The following is a 17123-nucleotide window of genomic DNA, read 5'->3' on the forward strand; positions in this document are numbered from 1 at the left end:
TAAGAGCGGATTCTGTCCGCGATAGGTCCGAATCGCGCCGGATATCGATCGCGGGCGGAGTCCGCTCCTACGTTGCAGGCACGTTTGCAGCGGGCGGCGATCAGTCGCCGCTGGAGCCGCCCGGATAGGCGCAGCCGCGCATGACCTTGTTGTCCAGGCGCAGCTCGGCGGACAGGTTGCTCAACGCGCCGCTCATGCTGTCCTGGCAGCGTGCCGGAGCGACCCACAGCTCGACCTTCTCGCCGTTGGCCTCGCTGGAATAACTGGTGCTGCCGTCAGGCACGCCTTCGGCGATGTACGGCAGCGCCAGCGACTCCTTGCCCGGCTGCTCGATCAACATGCCCTGGCTGTTCACCAGCACGCTCCAGCCCGGCTCGTTGCCGTGGGCGCGGACCACCGCGCGCTTGAAGTTCGGGTCGTCGCAGCCGGAACCTTCGTTCTGCAGGCGATAGACCTTGGCCACTTCCAGCTTGCCGTCGGTGCCCTGGGCGCTGCTGCCGCTGAAGCTGCCGCGCAGGTCGGCGTACAGCGAGGTCGCGCCGTCGTTGAACATTTCCAGCGCATCGCGGGGCAGGCCGGTATTGCCGGTGTCCTCGATACTGAAGCGGCGTTGCTCGGTGCAGCTGCGGAACACCAGCTTGCCGTCCTGGCGGGTCAGTTCGCCCTGCAGGCGGGTGGAGGCGTTAAGATCGGTCTTGTTCGGCGTCCACACCTGGCAGGCGGCGAACAGGGGCAGCAGGCTGAACAGAATGAAACGGCTGGATCGCATGGAACGGGCTCCCTCGAAAGTGCGCCCACGTTACCCAGCGAAGCCGGCCACCTCAAGCTGACACGGAGGATTTCGGATGATTCGTTGCAAGCGCGCCTATGAACCGGCGGCGAAGGAAGACGGCCAGCGGGTGCTGGTGGACCGCCTGTGGCCGCGGGGGATTCGCAAGGAGGACCTGCAGATGGAGCAGTGGGCCAAGGAGGCGTCGCCGTCCAACGAACTGCGCCAGCGCTTCCACCACGATCCGAGCTTGTTCGAGGATTTCCGCAAGGCCTACCACGGCGAGCTGAATGCCCATCCGGAGCACTGGATGGGCCTGCTCGACCTGGCACGCAAGGGCCCGCTGACGCTGCTCTATGCGGCCAAGGACGAGGAACACAACAACGCGCAGGTGCTGGCGGAGTTTCTGGAAGACGAGCTGGAGAAGCAGGACGAGGGCAGTTCCCCGGTCTGCTATGCCGGCAAGACCGAGTAGGGGACTTGCTCGCGAACCAAGGGAAATCGTCACCGGAGTCGTAGGGCGGATAACGCGTCAGCGTTATCCGCCGCGACAGGTTCGGCGGATAACCTGTTCCAGGTTATGCGCCCTGCGAGGAAGTCCCGTTACCAGATCTTGTACACCTGTCCGCTCTGCTTGCCTTCCACGCTGCGGGCGAAGCCCAGCGCGGCGTCGGCGGCCGGCACCGGCTTGAAGCCGCGGAAGAACGGGCCGTAGCCTTCCATCGATTCCACCAGCACGTTCGGGCTCACCGCGTTGATCCGCTGGCCGCGCGGCAGTTCCAGGGCAGCGCTGCGCACAAAGCCCTCCACCGCACCGTTGACCAGGCTGGCCGAGCTGCCCAGCACGATGGGCTGTTCGCTGAGGATGCCGGTGGTGAGGGTGAAGGAGGCGCCGTCGTTGGCGTACTGGCTGCCGATCAGCACCAGGTTCACCTGGCCCATCAGCTTGTCCTTCAGGCCGACCGCCATTTCCGCCTCGCCCATTTCCGCAAGCGCGCCGAAGTGCACCTTGCCGGCGGCACTGATCAGCGCATCGAAGCCGCCGACCTGCTCGAACAGCGCGCGGATGGAAGCGCTGTCGGTGATGTCCACGCGGTAGTCGCCGCTGTTGCGGCCGACGCGGACGATCTCGTGGCGCTGGCCCAGTTCGTTGGCGACGGCCTGGCCGAGGGTGCCGCTGGCACCGATCAGGATGATTTTCATGAAGGCTCCGAAGGAATTTGGCTGAAGACGGCTTCAGAGTAGAGTGGTCTCCTGTTTAGATAATCACGCCAATCGATAACCTTTGGTTTTCATATGGAAACAATAGCCAGCGACCTGGAAGACCTCTCCGCCTTCGCCGTGCTCCTCGAGTGCGGCAGCTTCACCCGCGCGGCGGAGAAGCTCGGCTGCAGCAAGGGCCAGCTGTCCAAGCGGATTTCCGCGCTGGAACAAGCCCTGGGGGCGACGCTGGTGCACCGTACTACCAGACGCCTGTCGCTGACCGCCGCGGGCGCCGCGCTGTTGCCCGAGGCCCAGGCGCTCAACGCCCAGGCCGCGCGGGCGCGGCAGGCGGTGCTGGCGCTGCAGGAGGAGGCGCAGGGCAAGGTGCGGCTGAGCGTGCCGGTGTCGCTGGGTGAGACCTTCTTCGATGCCTGGCTGATGGAGTTCTCCCGCCAGTACCCCGACATCCGCCTGGAGCTGGACCTGTCCAACGAACGCCGCGATCTGGTGGCCGACGGCTTCGACCTGGCGATCCGCTCCGGCAGCCTGGCGGTGGACGAGCGCCTGGTGGCGCGGCCGCTGTTCGCCCTGCAGGAACTGACCTGCGCCACGCCGGACTACCTCGCCGAGCACGGCGTACCGGAAGTGCCGGCGGAACTGGCCGGGCATTCCTGCCTGCAGAACACCCATTATCAGGACAGCGACGTCTGGCTCTACCAGCGCCACCACGAACTGTTCCGCGTGACGGTGAGCGGCCTGCTGGCGAGCAACCACTACACCCTGCTGAAGAAGGCGGCACTGGCGGGCGCGGGGATCAGCCGGCTGCCGTCCTACATGATTCAGCAGGAATTGGCTGAAGGCAGCCTCGTCTGGCTGCTGCGCGACTACCAGACCCGGACCCAGCCGGTGTTCCTCATCCACGCCTACCAGAGCCGCCTGCCGCGCCGCACGCAGCTGCTGGCGGACTACCTGCTGCGCTGGTTCGAGCGCAGCCGGATGCAGTTGGTCGCCCTGGAAGGCTGACGTCTTTCAGTAAATTCATTCAGTCGTTCAGCTTCGTTCAGCATTGGTTCAGAGAGGGTTCAGGGGGAGTTCAGGGACCGATCGTTAGGCTTTCACCATCACTTTTGAGAGCCTTCCGAGGTCAACATCATGAACCGTCCCACTTTGCTTCTGACTGCCCTGTTTGCCAGCGCCGCTCTGCTGAGCGGCTGCGCTTCCAACCTGTCGGGTTCTTCCTACTCCCGTGCTGACGCCCGCGCCGTGCAGAACGTGCGCATGGGCACCATCGAATCGCTGCGCCCGGTACAGATCGAAGGCACCAAGACGCCCATCGGCACCCTGGCCGGCGCGGCAGTCGGCGGCATCGCCGGCAACTCCATCGGCGGCGGTCGCGGCAAGGCCATCACCACCATTCTCGGCGGCGTCGCTGGCGGCGCAGCGGGTTCGGCGGTGGAAGAGGGCATCACCCGCACCCAGGGCGTTGAAATCGTGGTCCGCGAGGATGACGGCGGCACCCGCGCCTATGTCCAGGCGGTGGATGCGAACCAGCAGTTCCGCATCGGTGATCGCGTTCGCATCATGACCGTCAACGGCGCCAGCCGCGTCACCCTCTGAACGGAGGACGCCCCATGCGCCGCCTGTTGATCGCCGCGCTGGCCCTGCTCGGCTGTGGCATCGCCATGGCCGACGACGGGGGCTTCTGGTACCTGCAGACCAGCGTCTACACCACCCACTGGAACCACGACCCGGACCACAACAACCACCAGGAGCTGATTGGCCTGGAGCGCAACCGCGCCGATGGCCTGGTCTGGGGCGGTGCGACCTTCAAGAACTCCTTCAGCCAGCGTTCCAACTATGTCTACGCCGGCAAGCGCTTCGACTGGGAAGGCACGCCTTTCTACGCCAAGGTCACCGGCGGCGCGTTGCAGGGCTATCGCGGCGAGTACCGCGACAAGATCCCGCTGAACCACCTGGGCGTGGCGCCGGCGATCATTCCTTCGGTCGGCGCGCACTTCGGGCCGGTCGGCGCCGAACTCGTGGTGTTGGGCAACGCCGCCGCGATGGTCAACGTTGGCTTACGCTTCTGATACTTCCGACAGCCGAAATGCAACGGGCCGCGATGAGTGTTCATCGCGGCCCGCGTCGTTTCTGAAGGAAGAAAGCGTCAGGCAGTGACGTCCTTCAGCGACTTGTCCAGGCAGTCGATGAAGAGCTCGACATGTTCCTGCTCGAAGGCCAGCAGCGGACGGATCTTCAGGATGTTCTCCAGGGGCCCGGCGGCGCTGATCAGCACGCCGCGCTCGCGCATGCTGTTGACGACCTGGCGGGTCTGGTTGGCGGCGGGTGACTTCGACGTGCGGTCGGTGACCAGTTCGACGCCGAGGAACAGCCCCGCGCCGCGCACATCGCCGATCAGCTCATGGCGCTCGGCCAACTGGCGGATGCCGTCGGCGAGGAAGGCTCCGATACGCTGAGAGCGCTCCTGCAGTTTCTCGTCGCGGATCACGTCGAGCACTGCCTGGGCCGCCGCGCACGACACCGGGTTGCCGCCGAAGGTGTTGAAGTAGCGCACCTCGCGGCCGAAGCTTTCGAGGATTTCCGGGCGCACCACCACGCCGGCGATGGGCTGGCCGTTGCCCATGGGTTTCCCGAGGGTGACCAGGTCCGGTTGTACGCCATGGCGCTGGAAGCCCCACATGGCGTCGCCGGTGCGGGCGAAGCCGCTCTGCACTTCGTCGGCGATGTAGAGCAGGCCTTCGTCCTGGGCGACCTTCACGGCTTCGGCGAGGAAGCCGGCCGGGCCGGCCAGCACGCCGTCGCTGGCGAAGATGCCATCGAGCAGCAGCGCAGCGGGTTTGATGCCGTGGGCGCGCATATCGGCGATGGCAGCGCGCACGTCATCGGCGAACCGCTTGCCGACGTTTTCCGCACCCAGCCGGTAGGCGTCTGGCGCAATCACGGTGCGCGCGTGGGCGGGGAGGGTGATGCCGGACCCGAGGGACGGCGACAGCTCGGAAATGCTGGCGGTGACGCCGTGGTAGGCGAAGCGGGTGATGATCACCCCGGTGCCGCCGGTGTACTGGCGGGCGATGCGCAGGGCGAGGTCGTTCGCCTCGCTGCCGGTGCAGGTGAACATCACCTGGTCCAGGCCGTCGGGGAAGGTGGCGAGCAGGTCTTCGGCGTAGTCGAGGATGCCTTCCTGCAGGTAGCGCGTGTGAGTGTTCAGCACTGCCGCCTGGCTGGCGATGGCTTGCACCACGCGCGGATGGCAGTGGCCGATGGAGGCAACGTTGTTGTAGGCGTCGAGGTAGCGGTTGCCCTGGTTGTCGTAGAGCCACACGCCTTCGCCGCGCACGGTGTGCAGCGGGCGCTCGTAGAACAGCCGGTAGGCCGGGCCGAGCAGGCGCGCGCGGCGTTCGATGAGGCGGCGCTCCTGTTCGCTCAGGCGCTCGGCATCGGCGGCGCTGAATCCGTTGGGCATGGTCATGGGCGGGGCTCCTGTTGATTCGCGCTTGAAGGGGCGCAGGCGGCGGCGATCTGCTCCTGCGCCTGCTCCCGGCTGAGGCCGGCCAGGCCTTGCAGGCTCTGCCAGGCGTGGCGGGTGTTGCGCAGGATGTAGTCGCGGTTCTCGGGGTGCAGGCTGGCGCGCCAGGCGGTGATGCTCAGGGTCATGATCAGCCGTGTGGCGATCAGGTCGGGGAGGATTTCCTGTTCCTCGGCCAGCAGCGGGCAGCGGCGGTGGTACGCGGCGATCATCTCGCAGGCGGTGCCCAGCGGTGCCTCCGGCTCGCCCACCTGGTAGGCGGCGGCGACGCCGAGGTCGTTGATCAGTGGCGCATGAACCATGTCGCCGAAGTCGAGGATGTTGCGCACCTGGTCCGGGTGCCGCGCGTCGACGATGACGTTGTGCGGGTTCAGGTCGTTGTGGATGACCTGGGCGCGCAGCGTGGCCTGGCGGGGCAGGGCGTGGCGCTCGAAGTTGTCGAGGAAGCGCTGGACCAGAGCGCGTTGTTCCTGATCCTGGATGTAGACCAGCAGGTTGCGCAGGCGCGAGGCGTGCTTGAGGTCCCAGAGCAGTTCGTGGCCGGCGGTGGCCGGGTGCTCGAAACCCTTGAGCGCCAGGCCCAGGCGGGCCAGGTCGTCGCCCAGGTTCTCGCGCAGGGCACGGCTGCGTTGCGCGACACGGTGCAGCGGGACGCCGTCGACGAAGGAGAACAGCCGGGCAATCATCGGCTGGCCGTCGACTTCGATGGGAATCTGGTGCTCGCCGTTCAGCGAGGGGTAGACGCGCTGTACTGCCAGGGTCGGGTCCTGCGCTTCGACGCGGAGCAGGGCGCGGGTCTGGAAGTCCACGACCTGCGGGTCTTCCAGCGGGTGGGAGAGCTTCAGCAGACGGTCGTCGCCATGGCCGTGGGCGATGTGGAAGTTCAAGTCGCGCTCGCCGGCGAGGCGGTGCAGCGTGCCGTGCTGGCCGAAGTATTCCTCGGCGATGGCAGCGGCCTGGGCGTCGCTCACCTGGGCGGGGGCCGCTTCCAGCAGGTGATCGTGGACGGGAGCGGTATTGAGGGGCACGGGTACTTCTCCAGCAGAGATAACGGGTCCAGCAGAGATAACAGGTCCAGCAGGGATAACGGGGCAAGCAGGGTTCAGCGGTACAACGGTATTGCGCTGTTTCAGTGAGCTGGTTGCTCCCGCCCGGCGCGGGGCCGGGCGGGAGTCGCCGGTGTTACTTGCTCGCCCAGGCGTTGAAGCGCTGTTCCAGTTCCTCGCCGTGGTCGATCCAGAACTCGGTGTCCATGGCGCGCGCGTTTGCCAGGTTCTGCGGCGCGGTGGGCAGCTTCGGCGCGATGGCCGGGTCGATCAGCGGGATGGTGTTCTTGTTGGTCGGGCCGTAGGGAATGTTCTCGGCGAAGACCTTCTGGTGCTCGGGCTTGTTGGCCAGCGCGATGAACTGCTCGGAGAGCTCCTTCTTCGGGCTGCCCTTGACGATGGCCCAGTGGTCCAGGTCGTAGATGCTGCCGTCCCACTGCATGGCGAAGTCGCGGCCTTCCTTCTGCGCGGTGGCGACGCGGCCGTTGTAGGCGCTGGTCATCACCACGTCACCGGCGGCCAGCCACTGCAGCGGTTGCGCACCGGCTTCCCACCACTGGATGTACGGCTTGATCTCGTCGAGCTTCTTGAAGGCACGGTCCACGCCTTCCTTGGTGCCCAGCACCTTGTACAGGTCGGCCTGTTTCACGCCGTCGGCTTCCAGGGCGAACTCCAGGGTGAACTTGGCGCCGCGACGCAGGCCGCGCTTGCCGGGGAATTTCTTCACGTCCCAGAAATCGGCCCAGCCGGTGGGCGCGCTGGCAAGCTTCTTGGCGTCGTAGGTGAGCACCGTGGACCAGATGAAGATGCCCACGCCGCAGTCGCTGACGGCGGCGTCGAGGAAGTCCTCGCGCTTGCCCAGCTTCGACCAGTCGAGTTGCTCGAACAGGCCTTCGCTGCACCCGCGCATCAGTTCCGGGGATTCCACCTCGACCACGTCCCAGCTGGTCTTGCCGGTGTCGGCCATGACTTTGATCTTGGCCATCTCGCCGTTGTATTCGGCGCCCTGGACGGTGACCTTGGCCTGCTGCTCGAAGGGTTTGTAGAAGGCCTTTTCCTGGGCCACCTTGTTGTCTCCACCGAAGGACACCACGGTGAGTGTTTCGGCATGCAGCTGGGCGGCGCCGCCGGCCAGCATCATCAGTGCTATGGCTTTCTTGAACATGCGATGACTCCTGAGCGGGCCAATCCGGCCCATGAATAAGAGGGCAGCTTCAAGAGTGGGGCGCTGCGCCAGGCCAAGCTGAAAGGCCGGCTGATACGCCCTCGGACATCAGGGAGAAGAACGGGCGGAACGGGTGAGGTCGATCATGGGAATGTGCTCCGTTTCTTGTTGTTGTTCGGATAGCTCGTTGTAGGACCAAGCTGAGCCGATTAAAACACCTTCCAAAACATGATGCATCATGTTTTATTGGCGCCATCGCTTCACGGATGTTCACAGATCGCGCGCCCCGATGGGTGGCGCAGACAGCGGCTCAGACTTGAGAGGGAAGCACCATGAACCAGACCCGCACCCTGCTGCTCACCGGCGCCAGCCGCGGCATCGGCCATGCCACGGTGAAGCACTTCAACGCTGCCGGCTGGCGCGTGTTCACCGCCTCGCGCCAGGACTGGAGCGCCGAATGCCCCTGGGCCGAAGGGCTGATCAACCACATCCACCTGGACCTGGAAGACATCGACAGCGTCCAGGCCAGCCTGCCGATGATCCGCGAGAAGCTCGGCGGTAGCCTGCATGCGCTGGTGAACAACGCCGGCATCTCGCCCAAGGGCCCGGAAGGCGAGCGCCTGGGCGTGCTGGGCAGCGACTACGGCACCTGGCTCAAGGTGTTCAACGTCAACCTGTTCTCCACAGCGCTGTTGGCGCGCGGCCTGTTCGACGAACTGAAGGCGGCCAAGGGCTCGGTGATCAACGTCACCTCCATCGCCGGCTCCCGCGTGCACCCGTTCGCCGGTGCCGCCTACGCCTGCTCGAAAGCCGCGCTGGCGGCGCTGACCCGCGAGATGGCCCACGACTTCGGCCCGCACGGCGTGCGCGTCAACGCCATCGCGCCGGGGGAGATCGACACGGCCATCCTGTCCTCGGGCACTGAGCTGATCGTCGAGCGCGACATTCCCATGCACCGCCTGGGCAAGCCGGAGGAGGTCGCCTCGCTGATCCACTTCCTCTGCACCAGCGGCGCGTCCTACGTGAATGGCGCGGAAATCCACGTCAACGGCGGCCAGCATGTGTGATCCCGCTGGCATCCAGCGCGCTCAATCCGCATCATGCGCGCCGGAAATGCCGCAGCACGCGATGAGAAAGCGATGAACTACCCGATCGAAGGCCTGAATCACTCCTACCTTGGCAGCGGCGTCTACGCGCTGCTGCGCGAGGCTTTGATCACCGGTCGCTTCAAGCCGGACGACCGCCTGCGCATCCGCGACCTGGCCCAGCAGCTGGGCACCAGCGTCACCCCGGTGCGCGACGCCATCCTGCAACTGGCCAAGGAGCAGGCGCTGGTACTGAAGACCCCGCGCGACATCCGCGTGCCGCTGCTCACCCGCGAGCAGTACCTGGAAATCCGCAGCATCCGCGTGGCGCTCGAAGGCCTGGCCGCCGAGACCGCCGCCGAGCGCGCCAGCGACGGGCAACTGGACGAGCTGGAAGCCAACATCCGCGAGAACCTCGAGGCGATCCACGCCGATGACCTGGTGCTGGCGCTCAAGCTCAACCAGGCCTTCCACTTCGCCCTGGCCGACATCGCCGGCATGCCGCTGCTGCGCGCCTTCCTCGACAGTCTGTGGATGCGCACCGGCCCGCTGATCGCCCAGGCCTACGCCGACTTCAACGAGCGCATGGCCATCGAACACCACTGGGATGTCCTGCATGCCCTGCGCGAACGCAACGGCACCGCCGCCCGCGAGGCGATCCACGCGGACCTGCTGGATGGCAGCGAGAAGATGCTGGAGTTCATCGCCCAGACCGAAGAGCCGGAGCAGGAAGCGGGCTGAGCCTTATTGCTCCCTGTAGGAGCGGGCCACGCCCGCGATCGCGTGCATGGCACGCTCCTACAGGTTCGGCTCCGATGTCGGGGCCACCCGTAGGGCGAATAACCCGGAACGGGTTATCCGCCTGCACGGGACTTCGACTCTTATCCACGGTCCGACAATAGGCCGGCGCTCCTACCCCGGCTGTGACGGGAATTCGCGGAGAAGCTTCGCTCCTGCAAGCAGCAAAATCTCAGACCGCGCCATCCTTGCGCAGCGCCGCGATGGCCGCTGCGTCGTAGCCCAGCCCGGTCAGCACCTCATCCGTATGTTCCCCCAGTTTCGGCCCGATCCACTCGGCGCTGCCGGGGGTGTCGGAGAGCTTGGGGACGATGCCGGGCATGCGGAAGGACTTGCCGTCCGGCAGCTTGGCCGAGAGGAACATCTCCCGCGCGAGGAATTGCGGGTCGCTGAACATGTCCTCGGCCGAGAAGATGCGGCTGGCCGGCACCTCGGCTTCGGTGAGTACCTTGAGCACGGTATCCAGCGATTCGGAGCGCGCCCAGCGGTCGATGATGCCGTACAGCTCGTCGCGGCGCGCATCGCGGCCGTCGTTGCTGGCCAGGCTCGGGTCTTCGGCGAGGTCGAGGCGGCCGATGGCGGTCATGAAACGGCGGAAGATGGCGTCACCGTTGGCTGCGATCTGCACGTGCTTGCCGTCGGCCGTGGTGTGCACGGAGGAGGGGGTGATACCGGGCATGATGTTGCCGGTGCGTTCGCGGATGAAGCCGAACACGTCGAACTCCGGGACCATGGATTCCATCATGGCGAATACTGCTTCGTAGAGCGCCACGTCGACCACTTGCCCGGCGCCGCCGTTCACTTCGCGGTGACGCAGCGCCATCAGCGCGCCGATCACACCCCACAGCGCGGCGATGGAGTCGCCGATGGAGATGCCGGTGCGCACCGGCGGGCGATCCTCGAAACCGGTGATATAGCGCAGCCCGCCCATCGACTCGCCGACCGCGCCGAAGCCCGGCTGGTCCTTGTAGGGGCCGCTCTGGCCGAAGCCGGACAGGCGCACCATCACCAGCTTCGGGTTCAGCGCGTGGATCACGTCCCAGCCCAGGCCGAGCTTCTCCAGCACGCCGGGGCGGAAGTTCTCGATCAGGATGTCAGCCTCGGCCAGCAGCTTCTTCAGCACCTCGCGGCCGGACTCGTGCTTGAGGTTCAGGGTCAGCGAACGCTTGTTGCGCGCCTGCACGAACCACCACAGCGACGTACCTTCGTAGAGCTTGCGCCACTTGCGCAGCGGGTCGCCGCCATCGGGCGACTCGACCTTGATGACTTCGGCGCCGAATTCCGCGCACAGGCGCGAGGCGAAGGGGCCGGCGATCAGGGTGCCGAGTTCGATGACCTTGAGGCCGGCGAGGGGTTTGGCGGTGCTGTTCATCGGTCTGTCCGATCAGAGAGGAATCGCCGGACTCTAACGCTTGTGCGCCGCTTCGAACAGGCCGCCGGGCAGACGCCTGGCAACGGTGCTTTGCGCCGACCTTTGGCGCGCGTAGAGTAGCGACATTCAAGGATGTTTCTGACTTCAGCCCGCCGGTTTTCGGACAGGTATACCGTGATGCGCTCGCCCACTTCCAGACAGCCCCTTGGCTTGGCGGCATTCCCCGACGAATGCGCGCAGGCGGGTGGCGAGGGGGCTGCATGACGCTGAACCTGCCGACGCTGGTAGTCGTCGACCTGTATGTGCTGACCCTGGTCGGTGTGCTGATGGCTTTCGCCTGGCACAGCGGCCGCCGCGACCCCACCCTGGGCTATATGAGCGCCGCGCTGCTGCTGGGAGCCGTCGGCACCTTGCTCGCTACTTTGCGCGGCATGGGCATCGACTGGGTGGCGATCCTGCTGGGCAATGTCGTCCTGCACCTGTGTTCGGCCATGACCTGGACGGCCATGCGGGTGTTTGCCGGGCGCAAGCCGAACTGGCCGCTGATCGGTGCAGGCGCGGCGTTCTGGGCGCTGCTCTGCCTCGTCCCGGCCTTCTATGAATCCCTCGCGGCGCGGGTGCTGGTCAGCACGGCGATCACCATCGTCTATTGCCTGGCGTCCATCGCCGAACTCTGGCGCAGCCGCCTCAAGCTGGAAGTGGAGCTGCGCCCGACCCTGGCGCTGCTGATCTTCCACACGCTGGTCTACGGCGTGCGTCTGGTGGTGGACCGCGGCATGCCGTTCCAGAGCGTGGCGGACAATGGCCAGGGCTCGACCTTCTTCACCTTCCTGGTCTTCGAGACCATGTTGTTCGCTATCGGTATTGCCTTCGCCACCCTGGCGATGGTCAAGGAGCGCGCCGAGCTGCAGTTCCGCAGCGCCGCCCTGAGCGACCCGCTGACCGGCGTGGGCAACCGCCGTGCCTTCATGGAGACCGGCGAGCGCCTGCTGCGCCTGTGCGTGGAGCGCGGTGAACAGGCCTCGCTGCTGCTCTGCGACCTGGACAACTTCAAGCGCCTCAACGACTCCTTCGGCCATCCGGCCGGCGACCGCGTGCTGGTGGAATTCAGTCGCATCACTGCCTCGCGGATGCGCAAGCACGACCAGTTCGCCCGCATCGGCGGGGAAGAGTTTGCCTGCCTGCTGGTGGCCGCCGATACCGAAGGCGCCTGCCAGGTCGCCGAGCGGGTGCGCCGCGAGTTCGCCGAGCTGCCGTTCATGGCCGAGGGCCAGCTCAGCGTCAGCATCGGCATTGCTACCACGCGCGAGGCCGGGCATGACCTGCTGCGCCTGCTGTCGCTGGCCGACCAGGCGCTCTACGCCGCCAAGGCCAAGGGTCGCAACCGCATCGAACTGGCCGCGCCGGAGCCGGGAGCCGACCGGCGTCCACGGACATAAGCCACGGCGCCTGTGCTTTCGCGGTAGACTTGCCGCCTTCGAAAATTCGCCGGGAACCCCCATGGCCCTGTCCGCCACGCCCTACAAAGCCGATATCAGCCTGACCGACCTCGACCGTGGGGTCTACGAGACCCTGCGCTTCACCGTCGCCCGCCATCCCTCGGAAACCGAGGAGCGCCTGGCGGTGCGCCTGCTCGCCTACGTCATCTGGTACAACGAGCAGCTGGCTTTCGGGCGCGGCCTGTCGGACGTGGAAGAGCCCTCGCTCTGGGAAAAGAGCCTGGACGACCGTGTGCTGCACTGGATCGAAGTCGGCCAGCCCGACGCCGAGCGCCTGACCTGGTGCTCGCGCCGCTGCGAGAAGCTGACCCTGGTCGCCTACGGCAACCTGCGCGTATGGACCACCAAGGTGCTCGACACGGTGCGCCACCTGAAGAACCTCAACGTCGTCGCCATGCCCCAGGAGGCGCTGGAGGAAATCTCCCGCGACCTGCCGCGCTCGATCAACTGGACCGTGATGATCAGCGAAGGAACCCTCTTTGTGACCGACGAACGCGGCCAGCACGAGCTCCAGGTGGAATGGCTGATGGGCGAGCGCTGATCGCTCGTTGTACCTGCTGTAACCAGGGCGCCGGGATCGGCGCCTGAATGAATCGACTGGAACACCCATGCGCATCGAATCCCGCCCCCTCCCGCCAACCCTGCCCAACCTGGGCGACCTGCCGCCGCTGCTGACCCGTCTCTACGCCGCCCGTGGCGTGCAGAGCGCCGCCGAGCTGGACAAGGGGCTGGCGCGGCTGATCCCGTACCAGCAGCTCAAGGGTGTGGACGCGGCGGTGGAACTGCTGGTCGATGCGCTGGAAAAGGGCCAGCGGATTCTCTATGTCGGCGACTTCGACGCCGACGGCGCCACCGCCAGCAGCGTCGGCGTGCTGGCGCTGCGCATGCTCGGCGCGGCCTGGGTCGATTACCTGGTGCCCAACCGCTTCGAGTACGGCTACGGCCTGACCCCGGAAATCGTCGCGGTGGCACTGGAGAAACGCCCGGAATTGCTGGTCACCGTGGACAACGGCATCTCCAGCATCGACGGCGTCGCCGCTGCCAAGGCCGCCGGCCTGCGCGTACTGGTCACCGACCACCACCTGCCGGGGGCGGAACTGCCCGCCGCCGACGCCATCGTCAACCCGAACCAGCCCGGCTGCGACTTCCCCAGCAAGGCCATGGCCGGCGTTGGCGTGATCTTCTACGTGATGCTCGCCCTGCGCGCGCGCCTGCGTGAGCGCGGCTGGTTCGCCGCGCGCGGCATCGCCGAGCCGAACCTCGCCGAGCTGCTCGACCTGGTGTCCCTGGGCAGCGTTGCCGACGTAGTGCCGCTGGACGCCAACAACCGCATCCTGGTGCACCAGGGCCTCGCGCGCATCCGCGCCGGCCGCGCCCGTCCGGGCCTGCGTGCGCTGCTGGAAGTGGCCGGACGCGATTGCCGGCGAATCACCTCCACCGACCTGGGCTTCATCCTCGGCCCGCGCCTGAACGCCGCCGGCCGCCTGGACGACATGTCCCTGGGGATCGAGCTGCTGCTCTGCGAAGACGAAAGCGTCGCCCGCGACATGGCAGTGCAGCTCGACCAGCTCAACCAGGACCGCAAGGCCATCGAGCAGGGCATGCAGCGCGAGGCGCTGGCGCAGCTCAAGGAACTGCCGGTGGAGGAGATGCCCTTTGGCCTCTGCCTGTTCGACCCGGAGTGGCACCAGGGCGTGATCGGCATTCTCGCTTCGCGCCTGAAGGAGCGTTACCACCGTCCGACCATCGCCTTTGCCGATGCCGGCGACGGCACGCTCAAGGGCTCGGCGCGATCGGTGCCGGGCTTCCATATCCGCGACGCGCTGGACGCCGTGGCTGCTCGTCATTCGGGGTTGATCAGCAAGTTCGGTGGCCACGCCATGGCCGCCGGCCTGTCGTTGCCGCAGGAAAACTTCGGTGCCTTCGCCGCCGCTTTCGACGCCGAGGTGCGCCGCCAGCTGGATGAAGAAGACCTCACCGGCCGCCTGCTCTCCGACGGCCAGCTGGGCGCCGAGGAGTTCCACCTGGAACTGGCCCGCGCCCTGCGCCAGGCCGGGCCCTGGGGCCAGCATTTCCCCGAGCCGCTGTTCCATGGCATCTTCCAGATCGTCCAGCAGCGCGTGGTTGGCGAGCGTCACCTGAAGCTGGTGCTCAAGACCGAATGCGGCTCGCTGCAGCTGGACGCCATCGCCTTCAACATCGACCGCGAAATCTGGCCGAACCCCACCGTGCGCTGGGCGGAAGTGGCCTACAAGCTGGACGTCAACGAGTTCCGCGGCAACGAGACGGTGCAGCTGATGGTGGCGCATATCGCGCCGCGTTGAGTCTTTTGCCGGAGCGAGCTTGCCGGTTGTTCCACTGCCGGGACGGGTTCGCGAGCAAGCTCGCTCCTACGCTGACGAAAACGCCGTAGCTGCTCTGTAGGAGCAGGCCATGCCCGCGATCGCGCGCACGGCGCGTTCTTACAATGGGCGCGTCGATGTACGCCTCAGATGCCTTTGATCTCGCTCGGATCAACCTCGACCATGTACCCCGGCCCGACGTCGAAGAGGATGTAGAAATCTCCGCTCGGCCGCTTGAAGGTCAGGCTGGAGTCCGCGCCCAGCTTGCCGGGGATCAGCACCTGGTTGTCGCTGCTCATCACGTCCAGGGTCACGCCCGGCGCGGCGCTGCCGTCGGTGAAGCCGCCGACGCAGCGGATGGTCTGCGCATCCAGTGCTGTGCATTCGCAGTAGGGCGCGTGGGCCAGGGCGCTGGCGCTGGCGCTCAGGCCGAGCAGTATGGCGCTGAACTTGAGGATCGCTTTCATCGGTTGCTCCGGGTCTTTTCCAGCCAGGCCACCAGCGAGGGCGAGGCCTTGTCCAAGGGGATCTGCGCCTGGTGCACGGCGCCGTCCCAGCCTTCCACGGTCAGCCACAGCTCATCGGCCGGGGTGACGCGGGGCGGGATGGTGACCTCGGCGAACTGCTGGTGGCGCGCACCGGCGAACAGCCCGCCGGCGGCGCGCAGGCTGCGCGGCTGGCCGATGCGCAGGTAGGCGGCTTTCACCTGGGGATAACAGCTGTCGCAGAAGGCCAGGGTGAAGGCCTTGACGAAGCCGGCGCGGCCTTCGTCCTCGGGCTCGCCCACTTCCCATTCGGCCATGCGCGCGGTCCATGGGCCGACCTGTACGGCGCCGATCTCGCGTTCGCCAAGCCCGCGAAGGCCACGGTCGAGCTTCGCCTCGTGGAAGTAGTGGGGCATGAAGCCCAGCGGGATCAGCACCAGCAGGGCACTGAGGTGGAATCGCCAGCGCAGCCACTGGCGGCGCAGCTTGCTATTGCCACTCATTGGCTGGCCTCCGGGGTGGCTGCGACGAGGATCCGCTCGCGGGCCTTCTGTTTCTTCAGTTCCTTGGCGGTGGCGATCAGGGTGCGCTTGCTCCAGATCATCAGGCCGCTGAGCACCATCATGCTGAGGATCAGGCCGAACACGAACCAGATCAGCTTGACCCACACGCCGCCGAAATCGCCGGTGTGCAGCGGGCGCATGGACTCGGTGACGAACTCCAGGCCAGTGCGGTCGCCCAGCAGGCGGGTCGAGGCCACGCTGCCGTCATAGGGGTTCACCTGCGCGCTTTCGAACATCAGCGGATACCAGGCCTTGCCGAAGATGGTCACCGGGTCGTAGGCGCTGGAGGGCAGGCGGAAGAAGTTCGGTTCGAAGCCGGGAATGCGCTGCTGGGCGACCAGCACGGCGGCGTCCAGGCCGATGCGCGGCGGCGCCTTGCCGTCTGCGCTCACGGGGATGCTGTCGCGCTGGATGATGGTCGGCACGCCCTCGCTGGAGATGGAGATGCTGTTGTCGAACAGCGTCGCCTGGATCAGGAACCAGGTGCCGGTGATGGAGATCACCGCGATGAACCAGATCGACCAGATGCCCATCAGCCGGTGCATGTCGCCCCAGAAGATGCGCGCGCCCTGGCGCAGGCGCAGGGTCGGCTTGAGGAAGCCGCGCCAGAAACGCTTGTACACCACAAGGCCGGTGACCAGCGACGCCAGCATCGGCAGGCCGAGCAGCGAGACCAGGTACCAGCCCCAGCTGAAGCCGTGGCTGAACGGCACCAGCCACCAGCCGTGCAGTGCGCGGGTGAACTGGCGGAAGTCGAACAGCGGCATCTTGCCCTGGATGACCCCGGTATAGGGGTTCACGTAGAGCATGGCGGTAGCGCTGTCCGGATAGGTCACGCTGACCCGCAGCGCGAAATGCGCTTCGGTGGGCGCACTGATTATGCGCACGGCGGCCTGCGGTTGCTGCTGGGCCATGGCCGCGAGCACCTGGTCGTAGCCCAGGCGCTGGGCGTTGTCGTCTGGCGGGTTGGCACGCACGGTGGGGTCGGCGAGCCAGATGATTTCCTGGCTCACGGTGGCCAGGGTGCCAGTGATGCACACCAGGAACACGAAGAACCAGATGGGCAGGGCCAGCCAGCTGTGGACCAGGAACCAGAGCCTGGAGCGGGATTTCTTGGACATGGGAATCACGGCCACGCAAAAGGGGACAAAGGAAAAGGCCCCCCGTCGGACAGGGCCGACGAGGCGCGAAGACACCAAAGGAGCAGCGGTGTTCTAGGAGTAAGGACGGATGAGATCGAAAAACCGGC

General features: G+C 66.5%; 18 protein-coding genes. 9 read left to right on the top strand and 9 right to left on the bottom strand.

Features of this window, described 5'->3' with window-relative positions; genetic code table 11:
• Positions 1-100: 100 nt before the first annotated feature.
• A complete protein-coding gene (locus IB273_RS20135) occupies positions 101-769 on the bottom strand; it encodes a COG3650 family protein (RefSeq protein WP_017521068.1) in 669 nt (222 codons plus the stop codon).
• A gap of 76 nt (positions 770-845) precedes the next feature.
• Here IB273_RS20135 and IB273_RS20140 point away from each other — a divergent pair, with 76 nt between their 5' ends.
• Entirely contained in the window at positions 846-1244 is a 399-nt protein-coding gene (locus tag IB273_RS20140; protein ID WP_192224860.1) for a DUF488 domain-containing protein, read from the top strand.
• 128 nt (positions 1245-1372) lie between these two features.
• On the opposite strand, the gene IB273_RS20145 is transcribed toward IB273_RS20140, so the two are convergent.
• The gene (locus tag IB273_RS20145) at positions 1373-1972 is read right to left on the bottom strand and encodes a short chain dehydrogenase (protein WP_081517757.1); all 600 of its coding nucleotides are present in this window, start codon (positions 1970-1972) and stop codon (positions 1373-1375) included.
• 93 nt (positions 1973-2065) lie between these two features.
• Between IB273_RS20145 and IB273_RS20150 the strand changes: the two genes are divergently transcribed.
• From IB273_RS20150 to IB273_RS20160, 3 genes are all read left to right on the top strand, one after another.
• Entirely contained in the window at positions 2066-2995 is a 930-nt protein-coding gene (locus tag IB273_RS20150; RefSeq protein WP_192210075.1) for a LysR family transcriptional regulator, read from the top strand.
• 129 nt (positions 2996-3124) lie between these two features.
• Positions 3125-3589 carry a glycine zipper 2TM domain-containing protein gene (locus tag IB273_RS20155; RefSeq protein ID WP_081517759.1) on the top strand — a complete coding sequence of 155 codons (465 nt, stop codon included), beginning with the start codon at positions 3125-3127 and terminating at the stop codon, positions 3587-3589.
• 14 nt (positions 3590-3603) lie between these two features.
• Positions 3604-4062 carry a sn-glycerol-3-phosphate transporter gene (locus IB273_RS20160; protein ID WP_192224861.1) on the top strand — a complete coding sequence of 153 codons (459 nt, stop codon included), beginning with the start codon at positions 3604-3606 and terminating at the stop codon, positions 4060-4062.
• A 77-nt stretch (positions 4063-4139) separates the two neighbouring features.
• Here the strand turns inward: IB273_RS20160 and IB273_RS20165 are convergent, their stop codons facing one another.
• The 3 genes from IB273_RS20165 to IB273_RS20175 all read right to left on the bottom strand — a co-directional run bounded on the left by IB273_RS20165 (position 4140) and on the right by IB273_RS20175 (position 7730).
• A complete protein-coding gene (locus IB273_RS20165) occupies positions 4140-5462 on the bottom strand; it encodes an aspartate aminotransferase family protein (protein ID WP_192224862.1) in 1323 nt (440 codons plus the stop codon).
• On the bottom strand, positions 5459-6547 hold the full coding sequence (locus IB273_RS20170) for a phosphotransferase (protein WP_192224863.1): 1089 nt from the start codon (positions 6545-6547) through the stop codon (positions 5459-5461). Before IB273_RS20170 ends, IB273_RS20165 begins: the two co-directional genes overlap by 4 nt.
• A gap of 154 nt (positions 6548-6701) precedes the next feature.
• Entirely contained in the window at positions 6702-7730 is a 1029-nt protein-coding gene (locus tag IB273_RS20175) for an ABC transporter substrate-binding protein (RefSeq protein WP_151186205.1), read from the bottom strand.
• Between the two features lie 332 nt (positions 7731-8062).
• Here IB273_RS20175 and IB273_RS20180 point away from each other — a divergent pair, with 332 nt between their 5' ends.
• Complete coding sequence (locus IB273_RS20180) at positions 8063-8797, top strand: SDR family NAD(P)-dependent oxidoreductase (RefSeq protein WP_045209895.1); 735 nt, start codon at positions 8063-8065, stop codon at positions 8795-8797.
• A gap of 72 nt (positions 8798-8869) precedes the next feature.
• Complete coding sequence (locus tag IB273_RS20185) at positions 8870-9556, top strand: GntR family transcriptional regulator (protein WP_192224864.1); 687 nt, start codon at positions 8870-8872, stop codon at positions 9554-9556.
• A 229-nt stretch (positions 9557-9785) separates the two neighbouring features.
• On the opposite strand, the gene IB273_RS20190 is transcribed toward IB273_RS20185, so the two are convergent.
• Positions 9786-10985: a CaiB/BaiF CoA transferase family protein gene (locus IB273_RS20190; protein WP_192224865.1), complete on the bottom strand. Its 1200-nt coding sequence runs from the start codon at positions 10983-10985 to the stop codon at positions 9786-9788.
• Positions 10986-11245: 260 nt separating this feature from the next.
• Between IB273_RS20190 and IB273_RS20195 the strand changes: the two genes are divergently transcribed.
• The 3 genes from IB273_RS20195 (at position 11246) to recJ (ending at position 14808) form a co-directional block, all read left to right on the top strand.
• Positions 11246-12424 (top strand): GGDEF domain-containing protein, encoded by a 1179-nt coding sequence (locus IB273_RS20195; RefSeq protein ID WP_192224866.1) that lies wholly within the window; start codon positions 11246-11248, stop codon positions 12422-12424.
• Between the two features lie 61 nt (positions 12425-12485).
• Complete coding sequence (locus tag IB273_RS20200; RefSeq protein WP_192210080.1) at positions 12486-13025, top strand: YaeQ family protein; 540 nt, start codon at positions 12486-12488, stop codon at positions 13023-13025.
• Between the two features lie 67 nt (positions 13026-13092).
• Positions 13093-14808 (top strand): single-stranded-DNA-specific exonuclease RecJ, encoded by a 1716-nt coding sequence (gene recJ / locus IB273_RS20205; protein WP_081517769.1) that lies wholly within the window; start codon positions 13093-13095, stop codon positions 14806-14808.
• Between the two features lie 164 nt (positions 14809-14972).
• Here the strand turns inward: recJ and IB273_RS20210 are convergent, their stop codons facing one another.
• Genes IB273_RS20210 through IB273_RS20220 form a run of 3 tightly spaced genes read right to left on the bottom strand, consistent with a single transcriptional unit; the run spans position 14973 to position 16995 of the window.
• A complete protein-coding gene (locus tag IB273_RS20210) occupies positions 14973-15293 on the bottom strand; it encodes a hypothetical protein (protein WP_081517770.1) in 321 nt (106 codons plus the stop codon).
• On the bottom strand, positions 15290-15814 hold the full coding sequence (locus IB273_RS20215) for a thiamine pyrophosphate-binding protein (RefSeq protein ID WP_081517771.1): 525 nt from the start codon (positions 15812-15814) through the stop codon (positions 15290-15292). Before IB273_RS20215 ends, IB273_RS20210 begins: the two co-directional genes overlap by 4 nt.
• On the bottom strand, positions 15811-16995 hold the full coding sequence (locus IB273_RS20220) for a PepSY-associated TM helix domain-containing protein (protein ID WP_081517772.1): 1185 nt from the start codon (positions 16993-16995) through the stop codon (positions 15811-15813). The genes IB273_RS20215 and IB273_RS20220 overlap by 4 nt, the downstream gene beginning before the upstream one ends.
• Between the last annotated feature and the right edge of the window lie 128 nt (positions 16996-17123).

It is taken from the genome of Pseudomonas sp. PDM19, assembly GCF_014852215.1.
Lineage (GTDB): Bacteria > Pseudomonadota > Gammaproteobacteria > Pseudomonadales > Pseudomonadaceae > Pseudomonas.

Excerpts from the sequence above, each read along its gene's own strand:
- IB273_RS20135 (WP_017521068.1), bottom strand. The coding sequence starts at position 769 with ATGCGATCCAGCCGTTTCATTCTGTTCAGCCTGCTGCCCCTGTTCGCC.
- IB273_RS20140 (WP_192224860.1), top strand. The coding sequence starts at position 846 with ATGATTCGTTGCAAGCGCGCCTATGAACCGGCGGCGAAGGAAGACGGC.
- IB273_RS20145 (WP_081517757.1), bottom strand. The coding sequence starts at position 1,972 with ATGAAAATCATCCTGATCGGTGCCAGCGGCACCCTCGGCCAGGCCGTC.
- IB273_RS20150 (WP_192210075.1), top strand. The coding sequence starts at position 2,066 with ATGGAAACAATAGCCAGCGACCTGGAAGACCTCTCCGCCTTCGCCGTG.
- IB273_RS20155 (WP_081517759.1), top strand. The coding sequence starts at position 3,125 with ATGAACCGTCCCACTTTGCTTCTGACTGCCCTGTTTGCCAGCGCCGCT.
- IB273_RS20160 (WP_192224861.1), top strand. The coding sequence starts at position 3,604 with ATGCGCCGCCTGTTGATCGCCGCGCTGGCCCTGCTCGGCTGTGGCATC.
- IB273_RS20165 (WP_192224862.1), bottom strand. The coding sequence starts at position 5,462 with ATGACCATGCCCAACGGATTCAGCGCCGCCGATGCCGAGCGCCTGAGC.
- IB273_RS20175 (WP_151186205.1), bottom strand. The coding sequence starts at position 7,730 with ATGTTCAAGAAAGCCATAGCACTGATGATGCTGGCCGGCGGCGCCGCC.
- IB273_RS20180 (WP_045209895.1), top strand. The coding sequence starts at position 8,063 with ATGAACCAGACCCGCACCCTGCTGCTCACCGGCGCCAGCCGCGGCATC.
- IB273_RS20185 (WP_192224864.1), top strand. The coding sequence starts at position 8,870 with ATGAACTACCCGATCGAAGGCCTGAATCACTCCTACCTTGGCAGCGGC.
- IB273_RS20190 (WP_192224865.1), bottom strand. The coding sequence starts at position 10,985 with ATGAACAGCACCGCCAAACCCCTCGCCGGCCTCAAGGTCATCGAACTC.
- IB273_RS20195 (WP_192224866.1), top strand. The coding sequence starts at position 11,246 with ATGACGCTGAACCTGCCGACGCTGGTAGTCGTCGACCTGTATGTGCTG.
- IB273_RS20200 (WP_192210080.1), top strand. The coding sequence starts at position 12,486 with ATGGCCCTGTCCGCCACGCCCTACAAAGCCGATATCAGCCTGACCGAC.
- recJ (WP_081517769.1), top strand. The coding sequence starts at position 13,093 with ATGCGCATCGAATCCCGCCCCCTCCCGCCAACCCTGCCCAACCTGGGC.
- IB273_RS20210 (WP_081517770.1), bottom strand. The coding sequence starts at position 15,293 with ATGAAAGCGATCCTCAAGTTCAGCGCCATACTGCTCGGCCTGAGCGCC.
- IB273_RS20215 (WP_081517771.1), bottom strand. The coding sequence starts at position 15,814 with ATGAGTGGCAATAGCAAGCTGCGCCGCCAGTGGCTGCGCTGGCGATTC.
- IB273_RS20220 (WP_081517772.1), bottom strand. The coding sequence starts at position 16,995 with ATGTCCAAGAAATCCCGCTCCAGGCTCTGGTTCCTGGTCCACAGCTGG.